Raw genomic sequence first — 18,758 nt, 5'->3', positions numbered from 1 at the left:
ACTTCATGAGAAAACACCATGACGTTGCAGATCGGTTTTCTGTTGTTTCCACAGGTTCAACAACTGGACCTCACCGGCCCTTACGACGTGCTGGCATCGCTGCCGGACGTGAAGGTGCATCTGATCTGGAAGGACCTGGTGCCGGTTACTTCGAGCACCGGGCTGGTGCTGAAGCCGACCATGACCTTCGATGATTGCCCGCCACTCGATGTGATCTGCATTCCCGGGGGCAGCGGCGTCGGGCCGTTGATGGAGGATGAGCAGACATTGGCGTTTATCAAGGCCCAAGCGGCTAACGCGCGTTATGTCACGTCGGTGTGCACCGGCGCGCTGGTGCTCGGTGCGGCCGGTCTGCTGAAAGGCAAACGCGCGACCACGCACTGGGCTTATCACGAATTGCTGGGGCCTTTGGGGGCAATACCGGTGAAGGATCGCGTCGTGCGCGACGGCAATCTGCTGACCGGTGGCGGGATTACCGCAGGGATCGATTTTGCCCTGACCCTGGCGGCCGAGTTGTTCGATAAGGACACGGCCGCGCTGGTGCAGTTGCAGCTGGAATACGCGCCGGCACCGCCGTTCCAGTCCGGCAGCCCCGAAACAGCGCCGCCGAGCGTATTGGCAGAAGCGCATCGGCGGGCGGCGCCATCCCTGCAGCAAAGGGCGCAGATCACTGGACGGGCGGCGGCCAGGCTGTAGCAGTACTTTTTAACAGGCGAAAAAAAACCCGCTTCGGCGGGTTTCTCAAGACCATTTTCGACATCCTGTCGGCAGCCATCCTGGCCAATGGTCGATCATCCCTGATCCTGAGCACTCCCTGTGCTTCAGTTGATGGATCCAGAATAAGCGCAATGGTGAAGCACCAAAAGACGACATACCCGTTAGCCGGTGTAAGCCTTTGACCATAAGATCAAAAATCCACACGAACACTACAGTTTTCAAAAGGCGAAAAAAAACCCGCCGAAGCGGGTTTTCCCAAGACCATATCGACTCCCTGTCGGCAGCGAATCCTTGCTAATGGTCGATCATCCGTGATCCTGGAGCACTTCCTGTGCTTCAGTTGATGAGGCTAGATTACGCTTCGGATCCAATGTGTAATAGACGACATAGCTACCATCGCGTGTAAGACATTCGCTATACCCGCCCTTCCGAAAACCCTTAGTCGCGTCAGCCAATCAGCATGAAAGCCGCGAGTTCAGCGGCCTGCAGCTGACCTTGCGCCGCAAGCTCATCCTTATCCTCGAGAAACCAGGCCGCCGACAACCCGGCAAACCCCAACACCCATTGCAGCAGTCGTTGACGCTCCAGCCCTGCGGCCTGGGCCACGACCTCGATCTGTTTTTTGAAGCGCTGCGGATCATTAGCCGTCGGCAAATCGGGATTGCAGATCAAGTTGGCGTAGTCGAACCCGCGCTCGCCGATCACCCGCTTCGGATCGATAGCGAGCCAGCCTCGCGGGCCGAAATCCAGAACATTGTCGTGATGCATATCGCCGTGCAAAACCACCACATCCTGCGGCTCGGCGAGCAGCGCTTCGGCGGCTTTCAGACTGAGCAAGTAAGTGCCGCCCTGCTGTTCGGCGGCCATGTGCAAGGAAGCGAACCATGACGATAAGGGAATCAGGGGCGGCGGCGATGATGAACGCGGTGCGTGTAAACGAGCCAGCGCTGTGCACAGTATCCGACTGGCCTCGTCATCCTGGCCGTTGAGCGCCATGTGCATCAGCGATCGATCGCCCTCGGCACGTTCCAGCACCAACGCATCGCCATGATGAGCGTAAACCCGCGCGGCGCCCTCGCCGTCCCACCAGGTCATCAGCAGATTGCCGAACTTTTCCTCGGCATCGACGGCGACCTTCAACATGGCCGGCAAATCACCCATCCGTACCGGCAGCAAACGACTGCCAGGCGTGATGATCGGTTCGCCGTCCGGCACCAGGGCCCAGCGTTTCAACCAGGTTTCAAACATGCAGCCTTTACTCTTCCTGACGCTCGCGAGCCTTGGCGCCGGTTTTCAGAAATTCTTCGATATTGCTCATCTGCTCATCCCAGCCACGGCTGTCCATACGGAACGCCTTGAGCCTGCGCGTCTGCGGGATGTGATCAAAACCGGACTCGGTGACCTTCAGCAACGTGCCCTCATCCATGTCTTCGAGCTCGAACTTCACCAGCGTGGTGGGTTCCTGGGAATAATCGGTGTCCGGCTCCACCGCATAGGGATGCCAGCGAAACGAAAACACCCGCTCCGGCTCGACCCGCTCCACCAGCACATTCCACAGCAGGTACTCATAACCCGGGTAAGTAATCTGCCCCTGCGTCCATTCACCGGCGACAAAGCGCTTGCCCTCCAGCGCCACGCCAAACCACTGCCCGAAGGCCTCGGCATTGGCCAGCACGCGCCACACCTGCGAGCGCGGTACTTTGAGCAGGATTTTCCTTTCGATGCGATCTGATGCTGGGTTCATAAGTCACCTCCTGTACTGAACAGTAGGCCTGTAAGACCACAAGACCAACCTTAAAGTTGTATCAAGGGGGCGTTGTTATCAAGCATGTCTGAAATATTCGGCTGCATTTCCAGTGGGAAGTTCTGGCTCGCAGCCGAATGCCTGGCACAGTACGCGGACCGTTGACGCAGGCTAGCCCCTTGGCTAAAGAGGTTACACCTGACTTCGTTATTGGTTGACCACCCTCTTCGCTACACTGCATCTCAACGTTTACGCATCACAGCGAGAATCACTATGCACCCACGCTTCCTCCTGGCCCTGACCCCTTTGCTGTTCACCACCGTCGCCCACGCGGCGGACTGTGACAACGCCACCGACCAGGCCACGATGAATCAATGCGCGGCGCAGCAGCACAAGGCGGCGGACAAAGAGTTGAATGCGCTTTACCAGCAGATCACCCAGCGCTTGAAGAGCAACCCGGACAGCAAAAAGCTGCTGCTCGGGGCACAGCGTTCGTGGATGGCGTTTCGGGATGCCGAGTGCAAGTTCGCGAGTGCCGGGGTGGAAGGCGGGAGTGTGTATCCGCTGATCTACAGCAACTGCGTGAATGAATTGACCAAGGCGCGGGTGGAGACTTTCAAGAATTATCTGAAGTGTCAGGAAGGGGATATGGGTTGCCCGGTACCTGGGGTGTAACACTTCGGTGACGCTGAGGGCCTCTTCGCGGGCACGCCTCGCTCCTACAGGTTCGCAGTGATCGCACTATTGGGTGCGAGGCGACCGTGTAGGAGCGAGGCTTGCCCGCGAAGGCGTCAGTTCAGACGCCACACGTTACCGGACAAATATCTGCGCCGTCGTGATCGCCATGTCCCCCCCGGCAACTTGATGTTGCCGATCTGTTTCATGCTCTCCGGATCAAAGATCGCCACATCATTAAACGTCCCCGCCAGGTAGATCTTGCTGCCGTCCTTGTTGAAGGAAATGCAGTAGTAGGAATGATCCAGCGTTGCCGCCTGGAGCATTTTCTTCTCCTTGATGTCGTACTTGGCCAGGCGGTTGAGCACGCCGAACATCAGGTTCGGATCCTTGGGCGAGCGCATGCCGCTGAAGTAGATTTCCGTCAGAGGGCCGAAGTCGGTGGTTTCGGTCTTGCCGGTTTTCAGGTCGATGCTGAACAGCCCGTAGAGGTATTCAGCGGTGGCCGGATCCTGTTTCTTGTCCTTGAATTTTGCGGCGGTGTAGAGCAGCGAGAAATCATGGCGATAGGTCTGCTGGTTCCACACGTAAAGCACGTCCGGCGCGCTGTAGTTCGCCCGTTTCCAATGACGACTGGGGATCAGCACGTCGAACTTGCCGGTCTTCACGTCGACCTTATAGACATCCGCCCCCGCCACGTACAGCGTGCCGTCGTCACCGCTCTGCATGATGGTCAGCTGCCGTGGCGCCGGGAAACTGCGCACGGGCTTGGCGTCCAGGCCGGCGTCGGTGGCGTAGACATCGAGCCGCGGTTGCTGCACTTCGTAGCGGTCGTTGAGCATCAACGTCGGGTTGGCGATGGCAAACAGTTCCTTGCCGTCGTGGCTAAGGGTAAAGGCGAACATCGACTTCGCTTTCTCCCCGGGTTTCTGGGTGATGCTGGCGTGGAACACTTGCTTGCAGCTGTCCAGCTCGACGCCGTAGACATCCGCGTAGTGATTGTTCAACACGTAAGCGGTCTTGCGATCCGGCGATAACTGCACAGTGCCCGGACCGAAGGCGTCCGGCATCTTGCAGGTCTTGAACAAGGTGTCCGTCGCCAGGTCGAGCACGTGCAGATTGTTCGGGTAATTGGTGGTCACCATGTACTCGTGACCCGCTTGTAATGCAGTGTTTTCATCGGCCAGAACGTTGATTGAACAGACGCTCAGGACGGCGAACGCGGCCAGGCCGCAGGCTTTAATGCGATGCATGCTGGAATCCTTCTTCATGTCCGATCACTTGTCTTTCGGGAAGACAGTGCCGAGGTTGCGCCAGTTGTCGTTGGACGCCTGGGCATCCTTGTTCCAGTCCGGGTAGGTGCTCATCATGTCGGGCACCTGGGCCGGCCACCAGCAAGGGTCGGAGCAGCCATACAGGTCGGCTTCCATCGGCTGGCACAGCGACGACACCCCGCCAAACGCATCGATTTCCCAACCCGGGTCAGTGGTCGAGGCACAGCCCGCGACAGAGCTCATCGCCACCACTTCTTCGATACGGTTTTCGGCCGCGGCCTCATCCAGTTTCAACGCTTTGTTATTGATTGCCTTGAGATGTTTCATATCAGTGAGCCTTGCGCGGAGTGATGTAGCTGCTGATAAACGCAGGGTTGTGGGCCATGATCCGGGTGTAGACCTCGATGCCGAAGTCGACCCAGTCACGCATCAGTTCGCAGTAGTGATAGGTCGGGTGGGTCGGGTCGCCGTACCGGGCGTAACTCTCGTGGTAGCAGCCGCCGGAGCACAGGTTGCGGATCTGGCAGTCTTCGCAGCCGGTGTTGGTACGGTCCAGGCGCTGGGACAGGAAGTCATTCAACTCCACCTGTTTCACACCGCTGTGGACGTTGCCGAAGGTCGGCAGGCTCGACCCGGTAAAGCGATGACACAGGTTCAGTTCGCCCTTGTGATCCACCGCCAGCATCTTCAGGCCCGCGCCGCAAGGCAGGGCTTTTTTGTGACCTTCGTGGATGTCGGTGATCAGCTGGTGCAGATTGGAGAAACCGATGTTGCGGTGTTCCAGAGCCGCTTCCAGGTAACGCCGACCAAGTCTCTTCATGCTGGCGAAGACTTCGATCAGCTCGTCGCTGGACAGGTTGAAGGTGCTGATGTCGCCGGAGGTCACCGGGGCGAAGCCGACCTCGGCAAAACCCAGTTCGTTGAACAGGTGGTCCCAGATGGTTTCCACATCGGTGACGCCGGTGGTCAACGTGACCCGGGCACCCACCGGACGACTGTTGTAGCGCGACAGCAGCATCTCGGCCTTGCGCCGTACCACGTCGTAAGTGCCCTGCCCGCCCACGGTGATTCGGTTGCGGTCGTGCACGGTTTTCGGTCCGTCGATACTGACTGACAGGCCAAAACGGTGGGCATTCAGGTAGTCCAAGGTCTCTTCAGTGAGCAGCGTCGCGTTGGTGGTCATGACGAACTCGACGAACTTGCCCGCCTCGCGGAAGCGCTTCTCGCAATAGTCGACCATGTACTCGATCAGCTTGCGATTACTCAGCGGCTCGCCACCGAAAAACACCACGGTGAAGCGCTCTTCATCCGGCGATTCGCGCAGCAGCATTTCCACCGACGCGACGGCTGTTTCGACGTCCATTTTCTTGCCGGCCGAGGGCTTGTCGAGGTCTTCCTTGTAGCAGTAGGTGCAGCTCAGATTGCAGCCGGTGTTGACGTTAAGCACCACGGTATTGATCGCCGTGCGCTCGACCCGTTTGGTGCCGATGTCCGGGGTCAGCGGCGAGCCGTCGCTGACCAGTTCCAGGGACATCAGCTCGCGCAGGGTCTCAGTGATTTCCTCGCCGTTGAAACGCGAGGCCAGGCGCTGGATCAGGTCCTCCGACGAACAGCCGGGACCGCGCAAGGTATCGATGATGGTGCCCGTCAGCTCATCGCTGGCGAACAGCGAACTGCTGGGGATGTGGAACAGCATGCGGTCGGCATCGACGTGCACTTCGTGCAGGTTCCGTTCGACCAGATTCAAAATAGCGCCCATTGCAACCTCCTGTGCAAACCCCGGTTGACGGGGCCTGCGGTCATTCCGAAAAAGTGTCTGAAGCCTTAGGGATCAGCCAACTCATGGAATGGGTGGATTGTTCCAGCGTTGCACGGTGACGATCATGTGGCCTTCGCCGGTCAGGGATTTCCCTGCGTCGTCGACGGCGGCGATCACCTTGAGGTTGCCGGCATTGTTGGTGGACATCTTGCGTTGCGGGTTCGGCCCGGCATCGCCCGGTGTGAACACGCCGCTGTCGGCCTGCATGGTGCCGGCGAACTTGACGTCTTCGTCTTCCTTGGCGCGATCGTCGAAGGCTTCGACCGACCACTGCGCCGGGAACACGCCGATGCGATACGGCTTGCCATCTGCACCCTTGCCCCAGGCTTCGGCATCGAAACGGCCCTGGACTTTCGGTGTAGAACCACCGCCCTCGCCGATCCGTGCCACCGAGAACTCGGGCACGACTTTGACTTGGTTGATCTTGCTGTAGACCGACAGGGTCGGACCTTTCAGCGTGCCAACGGTGACGTTGCGCAGCCCCGGCTGGGCGTTGGCGGCCGCCTTGAGTTTGACCTTGATGCGATCAGGGCTTTGCTCGACGACTTCCACCACGTCCACGCCTTTGCCGAAGTTCGGTTTACCGGTGAGACCGCTGCCGATCAGGGTCACTTCCGTTTCGGTACCTGCCTTCAAATAACCCGGCTGCACCGCCAGCAAACGACTGCTGCCGTGTTTGGTGGCGACGAAGTCCAGACCGCGCTCATCGTGCTCGGCCTCGAACATCCGCCCCTGCATGGCATTGCCTTGGGCCGCGAACACCTGGCGCATGGTCACGCCGTCGATGGTCACGTTGCCGCGCCATTCGTAACCGGTGTAGAGAATCGCGCTGCCCTCGCCATTGAACGGGCTGCCGTCGGCGTATTGGCCTTTGACGCCGACCTTGAAGGTGTCGCTGCCATCGGCGGTGACGCTCATCATGCCGGCCAGTTCGCCTTTACCCGGCAAGTGGCCGCTGAAGCTCCAGTCGCCGACCAGCGACTCGGCTTTCGGTGCGCTGCCCAGCCATTTTTTCCAGGCCGGGTTGTCCAGCGGGTAACGCTTGGCCAACAGCGGCACCATGTCTTTTCGAGCCAGGTCGAACCAGTCGCGGTCACGAGACAGCGCCTGATATTCCAGTGACGGCCATTGGCCGAGGTGGAAGTTCACCAAGCGTTCCCATTCCTGGGCCGGACGCCGTTGCAGGGCAACCCGCGCACCGGAGTGGCAGCGGCCGCACATCTGGCTGGTCTGGTCGTCGAACTTCTCGACGGTATTGAGTCGGCGCTCCAGCGCATAACGCACGCCATCGGTTTCACTCGGCGCCAGGCCTTGGGTGTCGGCCAGGTATTTGACCAGAGTGCGGCGGTCGTCATCGCTGATCTGCAAACCGTGCATGGTCTGCATCCGGGCGATGCTCATCAGCCAGCCTTCCGGGGTTTTTCGCTGGTGGCTGATGCGGCTCAGGGCATTGTCAGCTTCGGGGGTGTGACAGCCCTGACAGGTTTCCTTGAGGATGGTCTGGGCGTCGCGGGCTGCCAGGCTGTATGGCGAATGCAGCGCCACACACGCGGCCACGGCCAGCAGACTGGCGCTCAGGCCTGATCGGAGTCTTCTCTTCATCAACGTCGAACCTCGCACAGTGCTTTCTTATTTTTGTGGCTTATCGTTTTTATGGTTTCTGCCGTCGGCGGCGCAGCGCTGACGGAGGCAAGAGAAACGTCTGCAATGAGCAATACACGGAGCGTGCCAGCTTGACGACAGCCTTTTTTATCAAGCACTTACACGAAGACAAGGCCCGCGAATCGAGGCTGGGCGGGTTCGCCTGCGTCTAATATCGCGACAGTTGTTGCAACCTGAGACAAGCATAGATCCCCCGGCCGGAACAGTTCATCGCCCGACGATTGACGGCCATTGCAGGCGGGTGCGAAATGGTGATTCACCGATTGCCAGTCAGGGGAAAACAAAATGGCAAGCATCACTGTCCTGGCGGGGGACTTTCTGCAGGGTGATGGAGAGTACAGAGACGGCGTTTTTACCCTTAGAACGTCGCTGCACCCGTGGCCCGGCATCACCCTCCCGCTCTCAGCGTTCAAGCGTGTGGAAGTCGCTAACCAGGAATCGATCAACAACATCAAGGACGCCATCGGCTTCGGCGTGGCGGGCGCGATGTTGCTGGGGCCCATCGGCGCCCTCGCCGGGTTCATGTTGGCCGGCAAGGAGACCGAAGTGACCTTTCTGGCGACGCTCAATGATGAAAAAAAGCTGTTGGCTGCCGTAGATGGCGATACGTTTGAAGAGATTTCGCGGAAGATCCATTCCTGATCCGCCAATTCCCCGCAGCACTTGCGTGTTGCGGGGGGACGCCGGCTCAACTGGCCAATGTCGAGGAAATGTTTTTGTGAGCCTCGATTTTTTGCTGAATATCCGCCACAAGTACAGCAATGTCATGGGGACTGTTCAAGTTCCATATGGGGACGTTAGTGGCGATCAGTTCCACTTTTCCTGTCATGCAGTCACAGACCCGGATCGTCAGGGACTGGTCTGCCTCCATGACGCATGTGTGCACAGCGGGCAACATACTGTGTTCAATGATGTTTTGAATTTCCAGGGTTGAAAGGAACATCGTTACCTCCCTCACGCCAGATGGTTGGCCGGATGAACGGACCATCGCTTCATCCACCGAGCCAGAAAATTCTAGTCCCCTAAAGTGGGTGTCTCAAGGTCGCAGCAGGTCGCTCGTCGTCTCATAGTTGTCGCAATTTGCAACAACCCCCTCTGTGTCCGCTGTTCCCATGAGCCGCCAAAACCCCGCCGACCAAGGGCGTCCCTGCCTTTCTTGGCACTTGGCACAGCCATTGCGAAAGCCTCCGTTCTCACGAACAACAAGAGGTCTCGCCATGCCCCTCCCTTATTTGCTTCCCGCCACCTCGGCGTTCATCCAGCGCGCCCCGCGCATGCTTATCGGCGGTGACTGGGTCGAGGCTGCCGACGGCCAGACCATGCCCCTGCACAACCCGGCCACCGGGGAAGTGCTGTGCGTCGTGCCAAGGGCAACGCCCGAGGACGTCGACCGCGCCGTGCTGGCCGCTCGTCAGGCCTTCGATGATTCGACCTGGACCCGCACCCGCCCACGAGAGCGGCAGAACCTGTTGTGGAAACTCGCCGACCTGATGGAACGCGACGCCGAACTGCTGGCGCAACTGGAATGCCTGAACAACGGCAAAAGCGCAGCGGTGGCCCAGGTGATGGACGTGCAGTTATCCATCGACTTCCTGCGCTACATGGCGGGCTGGGCGACCAAGATCGAAGGCTCGAGCGTTGAAGTGTCGTTGCCGCTGATGCCCAACGATCAGTTCCACAGTTTCATCCGCCGCGAAGCGGTAGGTGTAGTGGGCGCCATCGTTGCCTGGAACTTCCCGCTGCTGCTGGCTTGCTGGAAACTCGGCCCGGCCCTGGCCACCGGTTGCACCGTTGTGCTCAAACCCGCCGACGAAACCCCGCTGACCGCGCTGAAACTGGCCGAACTGGTGCTGGAAGCCGGGTACCCGGAGGGCGTGTTCAACGTGGTCACCGGCACCGGCATCACCGCTGGCTCCGCGCTGACCCACAACCCTCTGGTGGACAAGCTGACCTTCACCGGCTCCACCGCCGTGGGCAAGCAGATCGGCAAGATCGCCATGGAGTCCATGACCCGTGTCACGCTTGAACTGGGCGGCAAATCACCGACCATCGTCATGGCCGACGCCGACCTGAAAACCGCCGCAGCCGGGGCCGCCAGCGCAATTTTCTTCAATCAGGGCCAGGTGTGCTGCGCCGGTTCCAGGCTGTATGTGCAGCGCAAGCATTTCGACAATGTGGTGGCGGACATCGCCGACATCGCCAACGCCATGAAACTCGGCAACGGTCTGGACCCAAGCGTCGAGATGGGGCCGCTGATTTCCGCTCGCCAGCAGGAACGGGTGTACGGGTACATCGAAAAAGGCCGGCAAAGTGGCGCGACCATCGCCTGCGGCGGCGAGCAGTTCGGGCCAGGGTTTTTCGTCAAGCCGACGGTGATTGTCGATGTCGACCAGAAGCACTCGCTGGTGCAGGAAGAGATCTTCGGCCCGGTGCTGGTGGCGATTCCGTTCGATGATGAAGCCGATGCGTTGCGCATGGCCAATGACAGTCCTTATGGGCTGGGCGCGAGTATCTGGTCGAACGACCTGGCGGCGGTGCACCGGATGATTCCGCGAATCAAATCGGGGTCGGTGTGGGTCAACTGCCACAGCGCGCTCGATCCGGCGCTGCCGTTTGGCGGGTACAAAATGTCCGGGGTCGGGCGGGAGATGGGGTATGCGGCGATTGAGCATTACACCGAGTTGAAGTCGGTGTTGATCAAGTTGTAATAGCGCCGTTCTTCGCTGATCGTTCCCACGCTCTGCGCGGGAACGATCGGTTAGGGTTTGAAGCCTTGCGACAGTAACCAACTCCGAACCATCCGCCCCTGCTCCACCGTCAACCCCGCCAGCACCTGCTCGGCCGGTTCGGTCCGCAACCGCCGCACCAACGGCGCCAGTTCAACCCCTTGCACATGCCAGATCCCCAACGGCTGATCCGCCGTGATCACCACCTCGGCTTCATCGACAAACCCATCTTTCAACACCGGCGCCCGCTCAATCCTCAACGCCGCAAAATCCGCCTCGGCATGGGCAACTTCGGCATCCGGCCACTGCCGCCGTGCCTGCCAGAACGGCTGCTCCAGCCACCTCTGTTCATCGGCGTAAAAGTCGCGACCGATCCGCGCAAAGCGCAAAAACAGCTGCTCCACCCGCTGCTGATGAAACCGTTGGGCCAACGCCGCCCGTTCCGGTTTACGCAATAACGTGTTGATCACCGTGGGCGCCTGTAACGCTGAAGACAAGGACTGGAAAATGCCATTGCCCGACAGCGGATCCACCGCCATCGCGGCATCGCCGACCCGGATCCAGTGATCACCACAGACCTGCGGACTCAAAATCGCCGTGCTGCTGCGCGCATGCAGTTGGAGATCGGTCTCAGGCCCGGCACCGAAAAACTCACGCGCCCATGCCGAACCCTGACGCCGTGCGCGGCAGTAATCCGGCAACGTCGCCTTGCCTGGCAATTGCGCGCTGGCCACGTCCACCGTCCATTGCCAATAACACTGACCGTCGGCCCGCCGCGCCATCCACGCCCAGCCGTCCTCAAGGCTTTCCACCGCGCTGGCGGTGCTGCCCGGCGTACCTTGCCAACGATTGAGCAGGCTGACCGTCTCCGGCCCACGCAGGCCTTTGCCCAGTGCGGGCGCCTGGCGTCCGCGGGCTTCTACCAGAAAATCCGCAAACAGCGCCTGGCGCCCTTCAATCTCGACCCGATGCCCCACCGCCGAGGCCTGAACGCTCAGCACCCGCCCTTCGATCAGCTCAACACCTGCCTGACGCAGGTCTTCGCGCAAACCTCGGTCGAAACTCGGGCGATCCAACAGAAATTCGATGTTCTGCGCATGTTGCTGACCGTTCCACGACACCTGCCGCTGGGAGGGCAACGCCGCATCCGCCAACGCCTGCTGCAGGCCCGCGCCGCGCAGGGCCTCCAGCACCCGAAGCGAAACGCCTTCCAGTGCCGCAAACCGGCGCCACTCGCTGACCAGGGTCACCGCATAACCGAGTCGCCGCAAACCCAGGGCGACTGCCGCCCCGGCAGGTCCAGCGCCAAGAATCACAATCATGCGCCGAAGCGCCGTTCAGGGCCGCGATAGCGGGCGTTCTCGCGCAGCCACTCGATGATGTGCTCGTTACTCGCGTCGGGATGGGCAACCAGGAAACTCGCAATATGTCCGCTCAACGCCGCACACCCAAGGCTCGCACCGGACTGTCCCGGATAGGTCCCATGCACGCACGCCGCGAAATCGGCCTGGGCACTGTTGAGCCACGACCATTCATGCTCGGCGCAACGCGCATCGCCGGTGACGCGCAGCACCTGTGGATAATTCGCCGGATACACACCCTCGCCCTGGGCCGGGCTGGAGGCACACAACAAAATGCCCCGCGCCACCGCCGCTGCGCAGGCTTCGCGCAACAGGCTGCGATCCTGGCGTAATCCAAGGCTCAAATTAATCAAGCGAACATCCTGCGCCACCAGCCAGTCGATAGCACTGGCGATCTGCAAGGCGCTGGTGACGCCGCGCTGGTCAAACACCTGCCCCACGCAAAACACCGCCGCAGGGGCTCGCCGCCCGATGGCTTCGATCACCGCGCTGCCGTGGCCCAGCGGGTCGTCACGCAAGTCGCTTTCGGCCAGGCCATCCTCCAGCAGTGAAAAACGCCGTCCGGCGATCACCTGCACCCGTTGCGCCGCCGAATGTCCGCTGTCGACCACGCCAATCCTTAGCTCAGGCTTCATGCAGCACCGCTTTTGAAATGAGTACGCCGTCGAGCAATTCAAAACGCACATCAGCATCAGCCAGCGTGGAAGGACGATGGCTGATCAGGATCCGCGTGCGCCCGGCAAACAGTCGGTCGATGGCCTCGATGACTTCGCGCTCGGTGGCTTCATCCACCGCCGAGGTCGCTTCATCCAACACCAGAATCAGCGGATCCTGCAACAACGCCCGGGCGATGGCGATCCGCTGTTTCTGCCCGCCGGACAACTGCTGGCCGCGTTCGCCCAACGGACTGTCGAGACCTTCGGGCAACGATTCGATCAGGCTGTCGAGTTGCGCCAGCCTTGCGACTTCGGCAATCGCTTCACGGCTGGCGTCCGGCACCGCGTAAGCGAGGTTGTCGGCCAGGCTGCCGCGAAACAGCACGATGTCCTGACTGACCACGGCTATCCGCCGACGCAGCTGGAACAGGTCCAGTTCACGCAGATCGACCTCGCCCAGCAGCACCCGGCCAGCTTGCGGATCGTGATGGCGTTGCAGCAGATCGATCAGCGTTGATTTACCGACGCCGGAGCCGCCGCTCAGGGCGACTTTCAAGCCATAGGGAATTCGCGCTTCGATGCCGCGCAAGGTCGTCGGACGACCGGGATGGCTGAAGTGCACGTCGTCGAAACGCAACTCGCCAGAGGTCGGCATCGGCTTGGGTTCAACCGGTGTTAGCACGGTGGGTTCTTCACCACGCAGTTCCATGACCCGGCCGAGGCTGACGGTCATCCGCTGAATCGCGACATAGAGCCCGAGCAGGCTCTGAACCGGTCCGACCGCCATCCCCAGGTACGTGGAAAACGCGATCAGCGCGCCCAGTTGCCAGGTCCCCTGCACCACCCAATAACCGCCAATCAAAAACGCACAGGCCCGGGACAATGACGTCAGCGTGCCGGGCACCGCCTGGGTAAAAAACTCGGTGACTTGCAGGCGCAGCAGCTGGCTCATATAGCCTTGACCAAGCGACTCCAGACGGCGCGATTCGCGTTGTTGCTGGCCGGCAGACTGGATGAATTTCATCACCGGCAAGGTCTCGACCATGAACGAGGACATGTCCGCCGAGCGCTCGCGCAACTGCCGTACATCGCGCTCGACTTTGCGCCGCATCCAGCGCAGCCAGAGGATGTCGAGGGGAATCAGCACCAATGCCAGCAGTGAAAGTTTCCACGACAGGGTCAGCAGCATCGCCACCGCCACCACCAGGCCAACCACGCTCGATACCGCCGAGAACAGCGAATCCACAGCGAAGCGCTGGATCTCCGCAACGTCGCCATCCAGGCGCGACATCAGATCACCGATGCGCCGCTGTCCATAGAAGCTCGGTGACAGGGTTTGCAGATGTCGATAAAGGTCGTCGCGCAGCGAGAACAGAATCCGCCCGGACAGCCGCGTGTGCAGGTAGCGATTGATCCCCGACAGCGCTGTGCCGAGCAGCCCGGCGAGAATCATCAATCCGGCAATCAACACCAGCATCGGGAAGTTTTTCGCCAGCAAGCCATCGTCGATCAATAGTTTGGTCAGCCACGGCTGCACCAGCACCAGCGAAGAAGCGCAGACCGACAAGCCGAGCAGCCCGGCAATCGCCAATCGATGCGGGCGCACAAAACTGTAGAGCCAACACAACGCCGCTTGCAGGGCTTCGGGGTTCTGGCTGTCGATCAGCCGAACGATCAAGCGCTGCATCACGAACGCAACTGTTTGAGCTTGCGATACAGGGTCGCGCGGCTGATGCCCAAGGCGTCGGCGGCGGCCGAGACGTTGCCCTGATGGCTGTCCAAGGCCTGGCGGATCAGCTCCAGTTCGTTTTCGCGAATGCTGCCCGATGCCGGGCGTTCAGTCGCGGTCAGTTCGTCGAGCATGCTGTCGGGCAGGTGGTCGAGGGTGAGCACCGTGTCCCCGGGTTCGCGCATGGCCAGCGCGGTGCGCAGGACCATTTCCAGTTGGCGAATGTTGCCCGGCCAATGGTAGCCGTCGAGCAAGCGGCTCAGATCGTCATGCAGGACCATCGTCGGGGCATCAAGTTTGGCCAGCAGACGGGCAACCAAACCGCTGAAATCCTCGCGCTCGCGCAGGGCCGGGAGCATCACGCTGATGCCGTTGACCCGGTAGAACAGGTCTTCACGGAAGTGCTTTTCTTCGACCAGACGCTTGAGGTCTCGGTGGGTGGCGCAGATCAGCGCGACGTCGATGTCTTGTTCCTCGCCCGCGCCCAGCGGCGCCACTTTACGGTCCTGCAACACCCGCAGCAGACGGGCCTGCAAGGCCAGCGGCATGTCACCGATTTCGTCGAGGAACAAGGTGCCGCCGTGGGCCTGTTGCAGTCGTCCGATCATGCCGCCACGACGGGAGCCGGTGAAGGCGCCTTCGCGGTAGCCGAACAGTTCCGACTCGATCAGGCCTTCAGGGATTGCCGCGCAGTTCACCGCAACGAAAGGTTTGTCACAGCGGGTTCCGGCCATGTGCAGCGCACGGGCGATGACTTCTTTACCGGTGCCGGTTTCACCGAGCAGCAACACCGGCAATTCATTGGCCAGCCCTTGGCGGGCCATGCGCAAAGCCCGGGCATAACGCACGTTACTGCCGGCCAGGGATTCGAGATCCGGTTGTGGCTTGGCGGTTTTCGCGGGGCTGCGCGGCGGTGTGCTGACGTTGATGGAACGTTGCGGCGCCCGCAGGGTTTTGTAGAAGAATTCGCCTTTGGCGGTCTGCAAACTGCCGACGCCACCTTGATGCAGACGGGACAGCAATTGCAGGCCATCGACACCGAGAAATTCCTCGCAACGCCGACCGACCAGGGCCGAACGCTCGGCACGCAGCAACTGACAGGCTTGCGCGCTGACCGCCAGGATCTGTCCGCCGAGACTCACCGCCAGCAGGCCCTGCCAAGGGGATTCAAGGTATTGCCGACGGCTGTGGAACGCGAGGACGATTTCGTCCGGGTAACTGGCGTTGAACACGCGGCTTTCGATCTGGCTGACGGCCATGGCCAGCAACGCGGTGCTGTCATGAACGCGGCCGAGGGGGCCTTCGCGGGTCAGGTCAAGGACGCCGAGGATGTCGCCTTGGGGGCAATGGATCGGCACCGATGTGCAGGAGAAATCGCTTAGACGATCGAGGTAATGCTCGCCGCAATCGATCATCGTCGGCCGGGCTTCCACCAGTGCGGTGCCCAGTGCGTTGGTACCACGAGCGGCTTCGCTCCAGCAGGCGCCCAGGGTGATGTCTTGCAGGCCGCTGCCCTTGAGGCGGTCGGCGCGTCCTTCGACGGCGAGGATGGTGGCGTCGGAGTTGGCGAGGATGATCAGGCCTTCCTTGCCTTGGCGTTCAGCCAGGTAGTCGATGGCCGGTAATGCGGCGTCGATCAGCAGGCGATTACTTGCCAACAGCACGTCGAGGCTGGCGCTCGATTCCAGCGCCAGTTCGTGCTTGGCGTTGAAATGCACGCCATGGCTGAGGCTGCGCCGCCACGACGCATCGATTTCTGCCCGCAGAACACCATCGGGGACTTCGCCCTCCAGATGGAGTTTTTCCCGGGCCAGCCGGGCTTCGCGGTGCAGCTTGGGAGAAGGTGTTTTTATTAGCGTCATCAAGCGCTCCGGATCGGTCCGCTTTGCGCCTTTCAAGTTCAGCGCCCTGCCGCAATCTTTACGTTAACGTCAGGGCGATGGCAAGTGCCTTACAGCACTTGGGTTCTGTCAGGTGGACCGAGTCATTGTTCTTCGCGGGCAAGCCTCGCTCCTACAGGGTTGAGGCGAACCAAAATTTCCCGCCAGGCAAATAACCTGTAGGAGCGAGGCTTGCCCGCGAAGGCGACGTACCTGGCCCCAATGATCTCAGAGCTGCCACACCTCGGCATTCACAAAAAACGCCCGGGCATTGTCCTCAAGACTCTCCAGGTGATACCCGACCTCCTGCACAATCAGACACGGCAACCCAAGGCTACGAATCCGTTCGCCCAACACCGCAAACCCTTCACGGGTCACTGCCACTTTGCGCTGCGGGTCCAGTTCGAAAATATCGAACCCCAGGGACAGCACCAGATGGCCGCCGGAGGATGGGGTGGTGGGTTTCGATATTCAGCTGTTGTGGACCCGCGATCAGAAGATGAGTCAAGCCGAAACGGTCTTCCTCGAAAGCTTCCAGCACATGCTCAGTATTCATGAGCCTGTGCTGTGAAGCTTTGAGCGCTTAGACGTGAGGGTCGCCCGGAGCTTTGCTCGGCGTGGCGTATTGCGGCTTTAGATGGCCGTCCTGATCGAGTAACCAGGCGTCCATGATCTGCCGCACCACAGGGCCGGCGACGCGACCACCGGCCTCACCGTTTTCAATCATCACCGAGATGACGATCTTCGGGTGCTCGGCCGGGGCGAAGCCGACGAACAAGGCATTGTCGCGGTTGCGCTCCAGGGTTTTCGCCCGGTTGTAGCGCTCGCCTTGCTTGATCGCGACGACTTGCGCGGTACCACTCTTGCCGGCAATGCGGTACTGAGCGCCCTGCGCGGCGGCTCTGGCAATCCCGCGGGCGTCGTGCATCACCATCTGCATGCCATGGTTGACCTGCTCCCAGTCACGCGGATCCTTGAGCAGGATGTTCGGCATAGGGTGCTCGTCCACCGGCGCTACGCCATCCACGGTCTTTGCCAGGTGCGGTCGGTTCCACACACCTTTGTTGGCAATCAGCGCGGTGGCCTGGGCCAGCTGCAGCGGCGTGACCTGCATATAACCCTGGCCGATGCCAAGGATCACGGTTTCGCCCGGGAACCAGGCCTGACGGCGCGTGGCGCGCTTCCACGCTTGCGATGGCATCAAGCCGGCAGACTCTTCGAACATGTCCAGCGAGACTTTTTCGCCGAGGCCGAACATGGCCATGTAGTCGTGCAGGCGATCGATGCCCAGCTTGTGAGCCAGGTCATAGAAGTAGGTGTCGTTGGAGCGCATGATCGCCGCGTCCATGTCGACCCAGCCGTCGCCGCTGTGGTTCCAGTTACGGTATTTGTGATCAAAGTCCGGGAGCTGGTAATAACCGGGGTCAAAGACGCGGGTCTGAGGGGTGACGACGCCAGCGTCGAGGCCGGCAATGGCCACCTCGGGTTTGATGGTCGAACCTGGCGCGTAGAGGCCGCGCAGAACGCGGTTGAACAGCGGCCGATCGATTGAGTCGTGCAGCGCCGCGTATTCCTTGAAGCTGATGCCGGTGACGAACAGGTTCGGGTCGAAACTGGGCTTGCTGACCATGGCCAGTACTTCACCGGTCGACGGATCGAGCGCCACCACCGAACCACGACGATCACCCAAGGCTTCCTCGGCCGCTTCCTGAAGTTTGACGTCCAGGCTCAGGACAATGTTTTTGCCGGGGATCGGATCGGTGTGCTTGAGCACTCGCAGTACGCGGCCCTGGGCATTGGTTTCGACTTCTTCGTAACCCACCTGGCCGTGCAATTGCGACTCGTAGAATTTTTCAATGCCGGTCTTGCCGATGGATTGGGTGCCGCGATACTCCACCGTGTCGAGGGCTTTGGATTCTTTTTCGTTGATACGACCAACGTAACCGATCGAGTGCGCAAAGTGTGCGCCAAACGGGTAATGGCGCACGAACTGGGGCTCGACATCGATCCCCGGCAGACGGAACTCATTGACCGCGAGAACCGCGATTTGCTGTTCACTGAGCTCGTAGAACAGTGTGACCGGCACGAACGGGTGGCGCGCCTGCTTCATGGCCTTGTCGAACAGTGTCCGGTCTTCGGCTGGCAAGTGCAGGAGGTTGACCACCTCATCGAGCTCCTCTTTGACATCGGAGGCGCGTTCGCGGGTGATGGTGAGGTTGAAACTGGGACGGTTATCCGCGAGGACTACGCCGTTGCGGTCGTAGATCAGCCCGCGGGTCGGGGTGATCGGCAGGACATGGACGCGGTTGTTTTCGGAGATTGTCGAGTGATAGTCGTATTCGACCACTTGCAGGACATACATGCGCACCACAAGTGCGCAGGAAATGGCGGCGACGAACAAGGCGCAGGCGATCAGCCGCTTGTTGACCAGACGCGTCTCTTTTTCGTGGTCCTTGATGGGTATCGGTTCGGGCATTTCTGTAGCGGCTCTATGACTAAAAAAGGGGGGCGATCC

General features: G+C 60.7%; 15 protein-coding genes and 3 pseudogenes. 5 read left to right on the top strand and 13 right to left on the bottom strand.

The genetic code is table 11. The features are described 5' to 3' along the window. The first annotated feature begins 18 nt into the window (after positions 1–18). A complete protein-coding gene (gene inhA / locus HP062_RS30425) occupies positions 19–696 on the top strand; it encodes an isonitrile hydratase (protein WP_172792484.1) in 678 nt (225 codons plus the stop codon). A 468-nt stretch (positions 697–1,164) separates the two neighbouring features. Here inhA and HP062_RS30420 read toward each other — a convergent pair whose 3' ends face one another. After that, positions 1,165–1,965 (bottom strand): aminoglycoside phosphotransferase family protein, encoded by an 801-nt coding sequence (locus tag HP062_RS30420; RefSeq protein ID WP_172792483.1) that lies wholly within the window; start codon positions 1,963–1,965, stop codon positions 1,165–1,167. A gap of 7 nt (positions 1,966–1,972) precedes the next feature. Continuing rightward, positions 1,973–2,461 carry an SRPBCC family protein gene (locus tag HP062_RS30415; RefSeq protein WP_077748914.1) on the bottom strand — a complete coding sequence of 163 codons (489 nt, stop codon included), beginning with the start codon at positions 2,459–2,461 and terminating at the stop codon, positions 1,973–1,975. 273 nt (positions 2,462–2,734) lie between these two features. Between HP062_RS30415 and HP062_RS30410 the strand changes: the two genes are divergently transcribed. Continuing rightward, a complete protein-coding gene (locus HP062_RS30410) occupies positions 2,735–3,136 on the top strand; it encodes a lysozyme inhibitor LprI family protein (protein WP_172792482.1) in 402 nt (133 codons plus the stop codon). Between the two features lie 135 nt (positions 3,137–3,271). Here the strand turns inward: HP062_RS30410 and peaD are convergent. The 4 genes and pseudogenes from peaD to peaA form a co-directional block, all read right to left on the bottom strand. Next, positions 3,272–4,389: pseudogene (gene peaD, locus HP062_RS30405) on the bottom strand (quinohemoprotein amine dehydrogenase subunit beta). Positions 4,390–4,413: 24 nt separating this feature from the next. Beyond that, the gene (gene qhpC / locus HP062_RS30400; RefSeq protein ID WP_008027961.1) at positions 4,414–4,737 is read right to left on the bottom strand and encodes a quinohemoprotein amine dehydrogenase subunit gamma; all 324 of its coding nucleotides are present in this window, start codon (positions 4,735–4,737) and stop codon (positions 4,414–4,416) included. A 1-nt stretch (position 4,738) separates the two neighbouring features. Then, positions 4,739–6,169 carry a quinohemoprotein amine dehydrogenase maturation protein gene (peaB, locus tag HP062_RS30395; RefSeq protein WP_172792481.1) on the bottom strand — a complete coding sequence of 477 codons (1,431 nt, stop codon included), beginning with the start codon at positions 6,167–6,169 and terminating at the stop codon, positions 4,739–4,741. Positions 6,170–6,250: 81 nt separating this feature from the next. After that, positions 6,251–7,831, bottom strand: a complete 1,581-nt coding sequence (gene peaA / locus HP062_RS30390; protein ID WP_077748916.1) for a quinohemoprotein amine dehydrogenase subunit alpha — start codon at positions 7,829–7,831, stop codon at positions 6,251–6,253. Positions 7,832–8,176: 345 nt separating this feature from the next. On the opposite strand from peaA, the gene HP062_RS30385 reads away from it, so the two are divergent. Beyond that, positions 8,177–8,533 carry a hypothetical protein gene (locus HP062_RS30385; protein WP_172792480.1) on the top strand — a complete coding sequence of 119 codons (357 nt, stop codon included), beginning with the start codon at positions 8,177–8,179 and terminating at the stop codon, positions 8,531–8,533. Positions 8,534–8,579: 46 nt separating this feature from the next. On the opposite strand, the gene HP062_RS30380 is transcribed toward HP062_RS30385, so the two are convergent. Continuing rightward, positions 8,580–8,834: a DUF1652 domain-containing protein gene (locus HP062_RS30380; RefSeq protein WP_172792479.1), complete on the bottom strand. Its 255-nt coding sequence runs from the start codon at positions 8,832–8,834 to the stop codon at positions 8,580–8,582. 274 nt (positions 8,835–9,108) lie between these two features. Here HP062_RS30380 and HP062_RS30375 point away from each other — a divergent pair, with 274 nt between their 5' ends. Next, on the top strand, positions 9,109–10,599 hold the full coding sequence (locus HP062_RS30375; protein ID WP_172792478.1) for an aldehyde dehydrogenase: 1,491 nt from the start codon (positions 9,109–9,111) through the stop codon (positions 10,597–10,599). 50 nt (positions 10,600–10,649) lie between these two features. Here the strand turns inward: HP062_RS30375 and HP062_RS30370 are convergent, their stop codons facing one another. The 5 genes and pseudogenes from HP062_RS30370 to HP062_RS30350 all read right to left on the bottom strand — a co-directional run. Then, positions 10,650–11,939 carry an NAD(P)/FAD-dependent oxidoreductase gene (locus HP062_RS30370; RefSeq protein ID WP_172792477.1) on the bottom strand — a complete coding sequence of 430 codons (1,290 nt, stop codon included), beginning with the start codon at positions 11,937–11,939 and terminating at the stop codon, positions 10,650–10,652. Next, complete coding sequence (locus HP062_RS30365; RefSeq protein WP_172792476.1) at positions 11,936–12,613, bottom strand: S8 family serine peptidase; 678 nt, start codon at positions 12,611–12,613, stop codon at positions 11,936–11,938. The genes HP062_RS30370 and HP062_RS30365 overlap by 4 nt, the downstream gene beginning before the upstream one ends. Then, a complete protein-coding gene (locus tag HP062_RS30360; RefSeq protein ID WP_172792475.1) occupies positions 12,603–14,321 on the bottom strand; it encodes an ABC transporter ATP-binding protein in 1,719 nt (572 codons plus the stop codon). Before HP062_RS30360 ends, HP062_RS30365 begins: the two co-directional genes overlap by 11 nt. After that, positions 14,321–16,225, bottom strand: coding sequence for a sigma-54-dependent Fis family transcriptional regulator (locus HP062_RS30355; RefSeq protein ID WP_172792474.1), 1,905 nt, complete (start codon positions 16,223–16,225; stop codon positions 14,321–14,323). The genes HP062_RS30360 and HP062_RS30355 overlap by 1 nt, the downstream gene beginning before the upstream one ends. A gap of 246 nt (positions 16,226–16,471) precedes the next feature. Then, positions 16,472–16,678 (bottom strand): annotated as a pseudogene (locus HP062_RS30350) (histone deacetylase family protein); the annotation flags it as partial. Here HP062_RS30350 and HP062_RS30345 point away from each other — a divergent pair. Next, positions 16,677–16,814: pseudogene (locus HP062_RS30345) on the top strand (LysR family transcriptional regulator); the annotation flags it as partial. The pseudogenes HP062_RS30350 and HP062_RS30345 overlap by 2 nt on opposite strands. A 12-nt stretch (positions 16,815–16,826) precedes the next feature. Here HP062_RS30345 and mrdA read toward each other — a convergent pair. Continuing rightward, entirely contained in the window at positions 16,827–18,719 is a 1,893-nt protein-coding gene (mrdA, locus tag HP062_RS30340) for a penicillin-binding protein 2 (RefSeq protein ID WP_010458391.1), read from the bottom strand. Positions 18,720–18,758 lie beyond the last annotated feature (39 nt).

The organism is Pseudomonas sp. B14-6, assembly GCF_013260315.1.
Classification (GTDB): Bacteria; Pseudomonadota; Gammaproteobacteria; order Pseudomonadales; family Pseudomonadaceae; genus Aquipseudomonas; species Aquipseudomonas mandelii.
The sequence above is the reverse complement of the archived record's forward strand: the minus strand, read 5'-3'. Positions and strand labels throughout refer to the sequence as shown.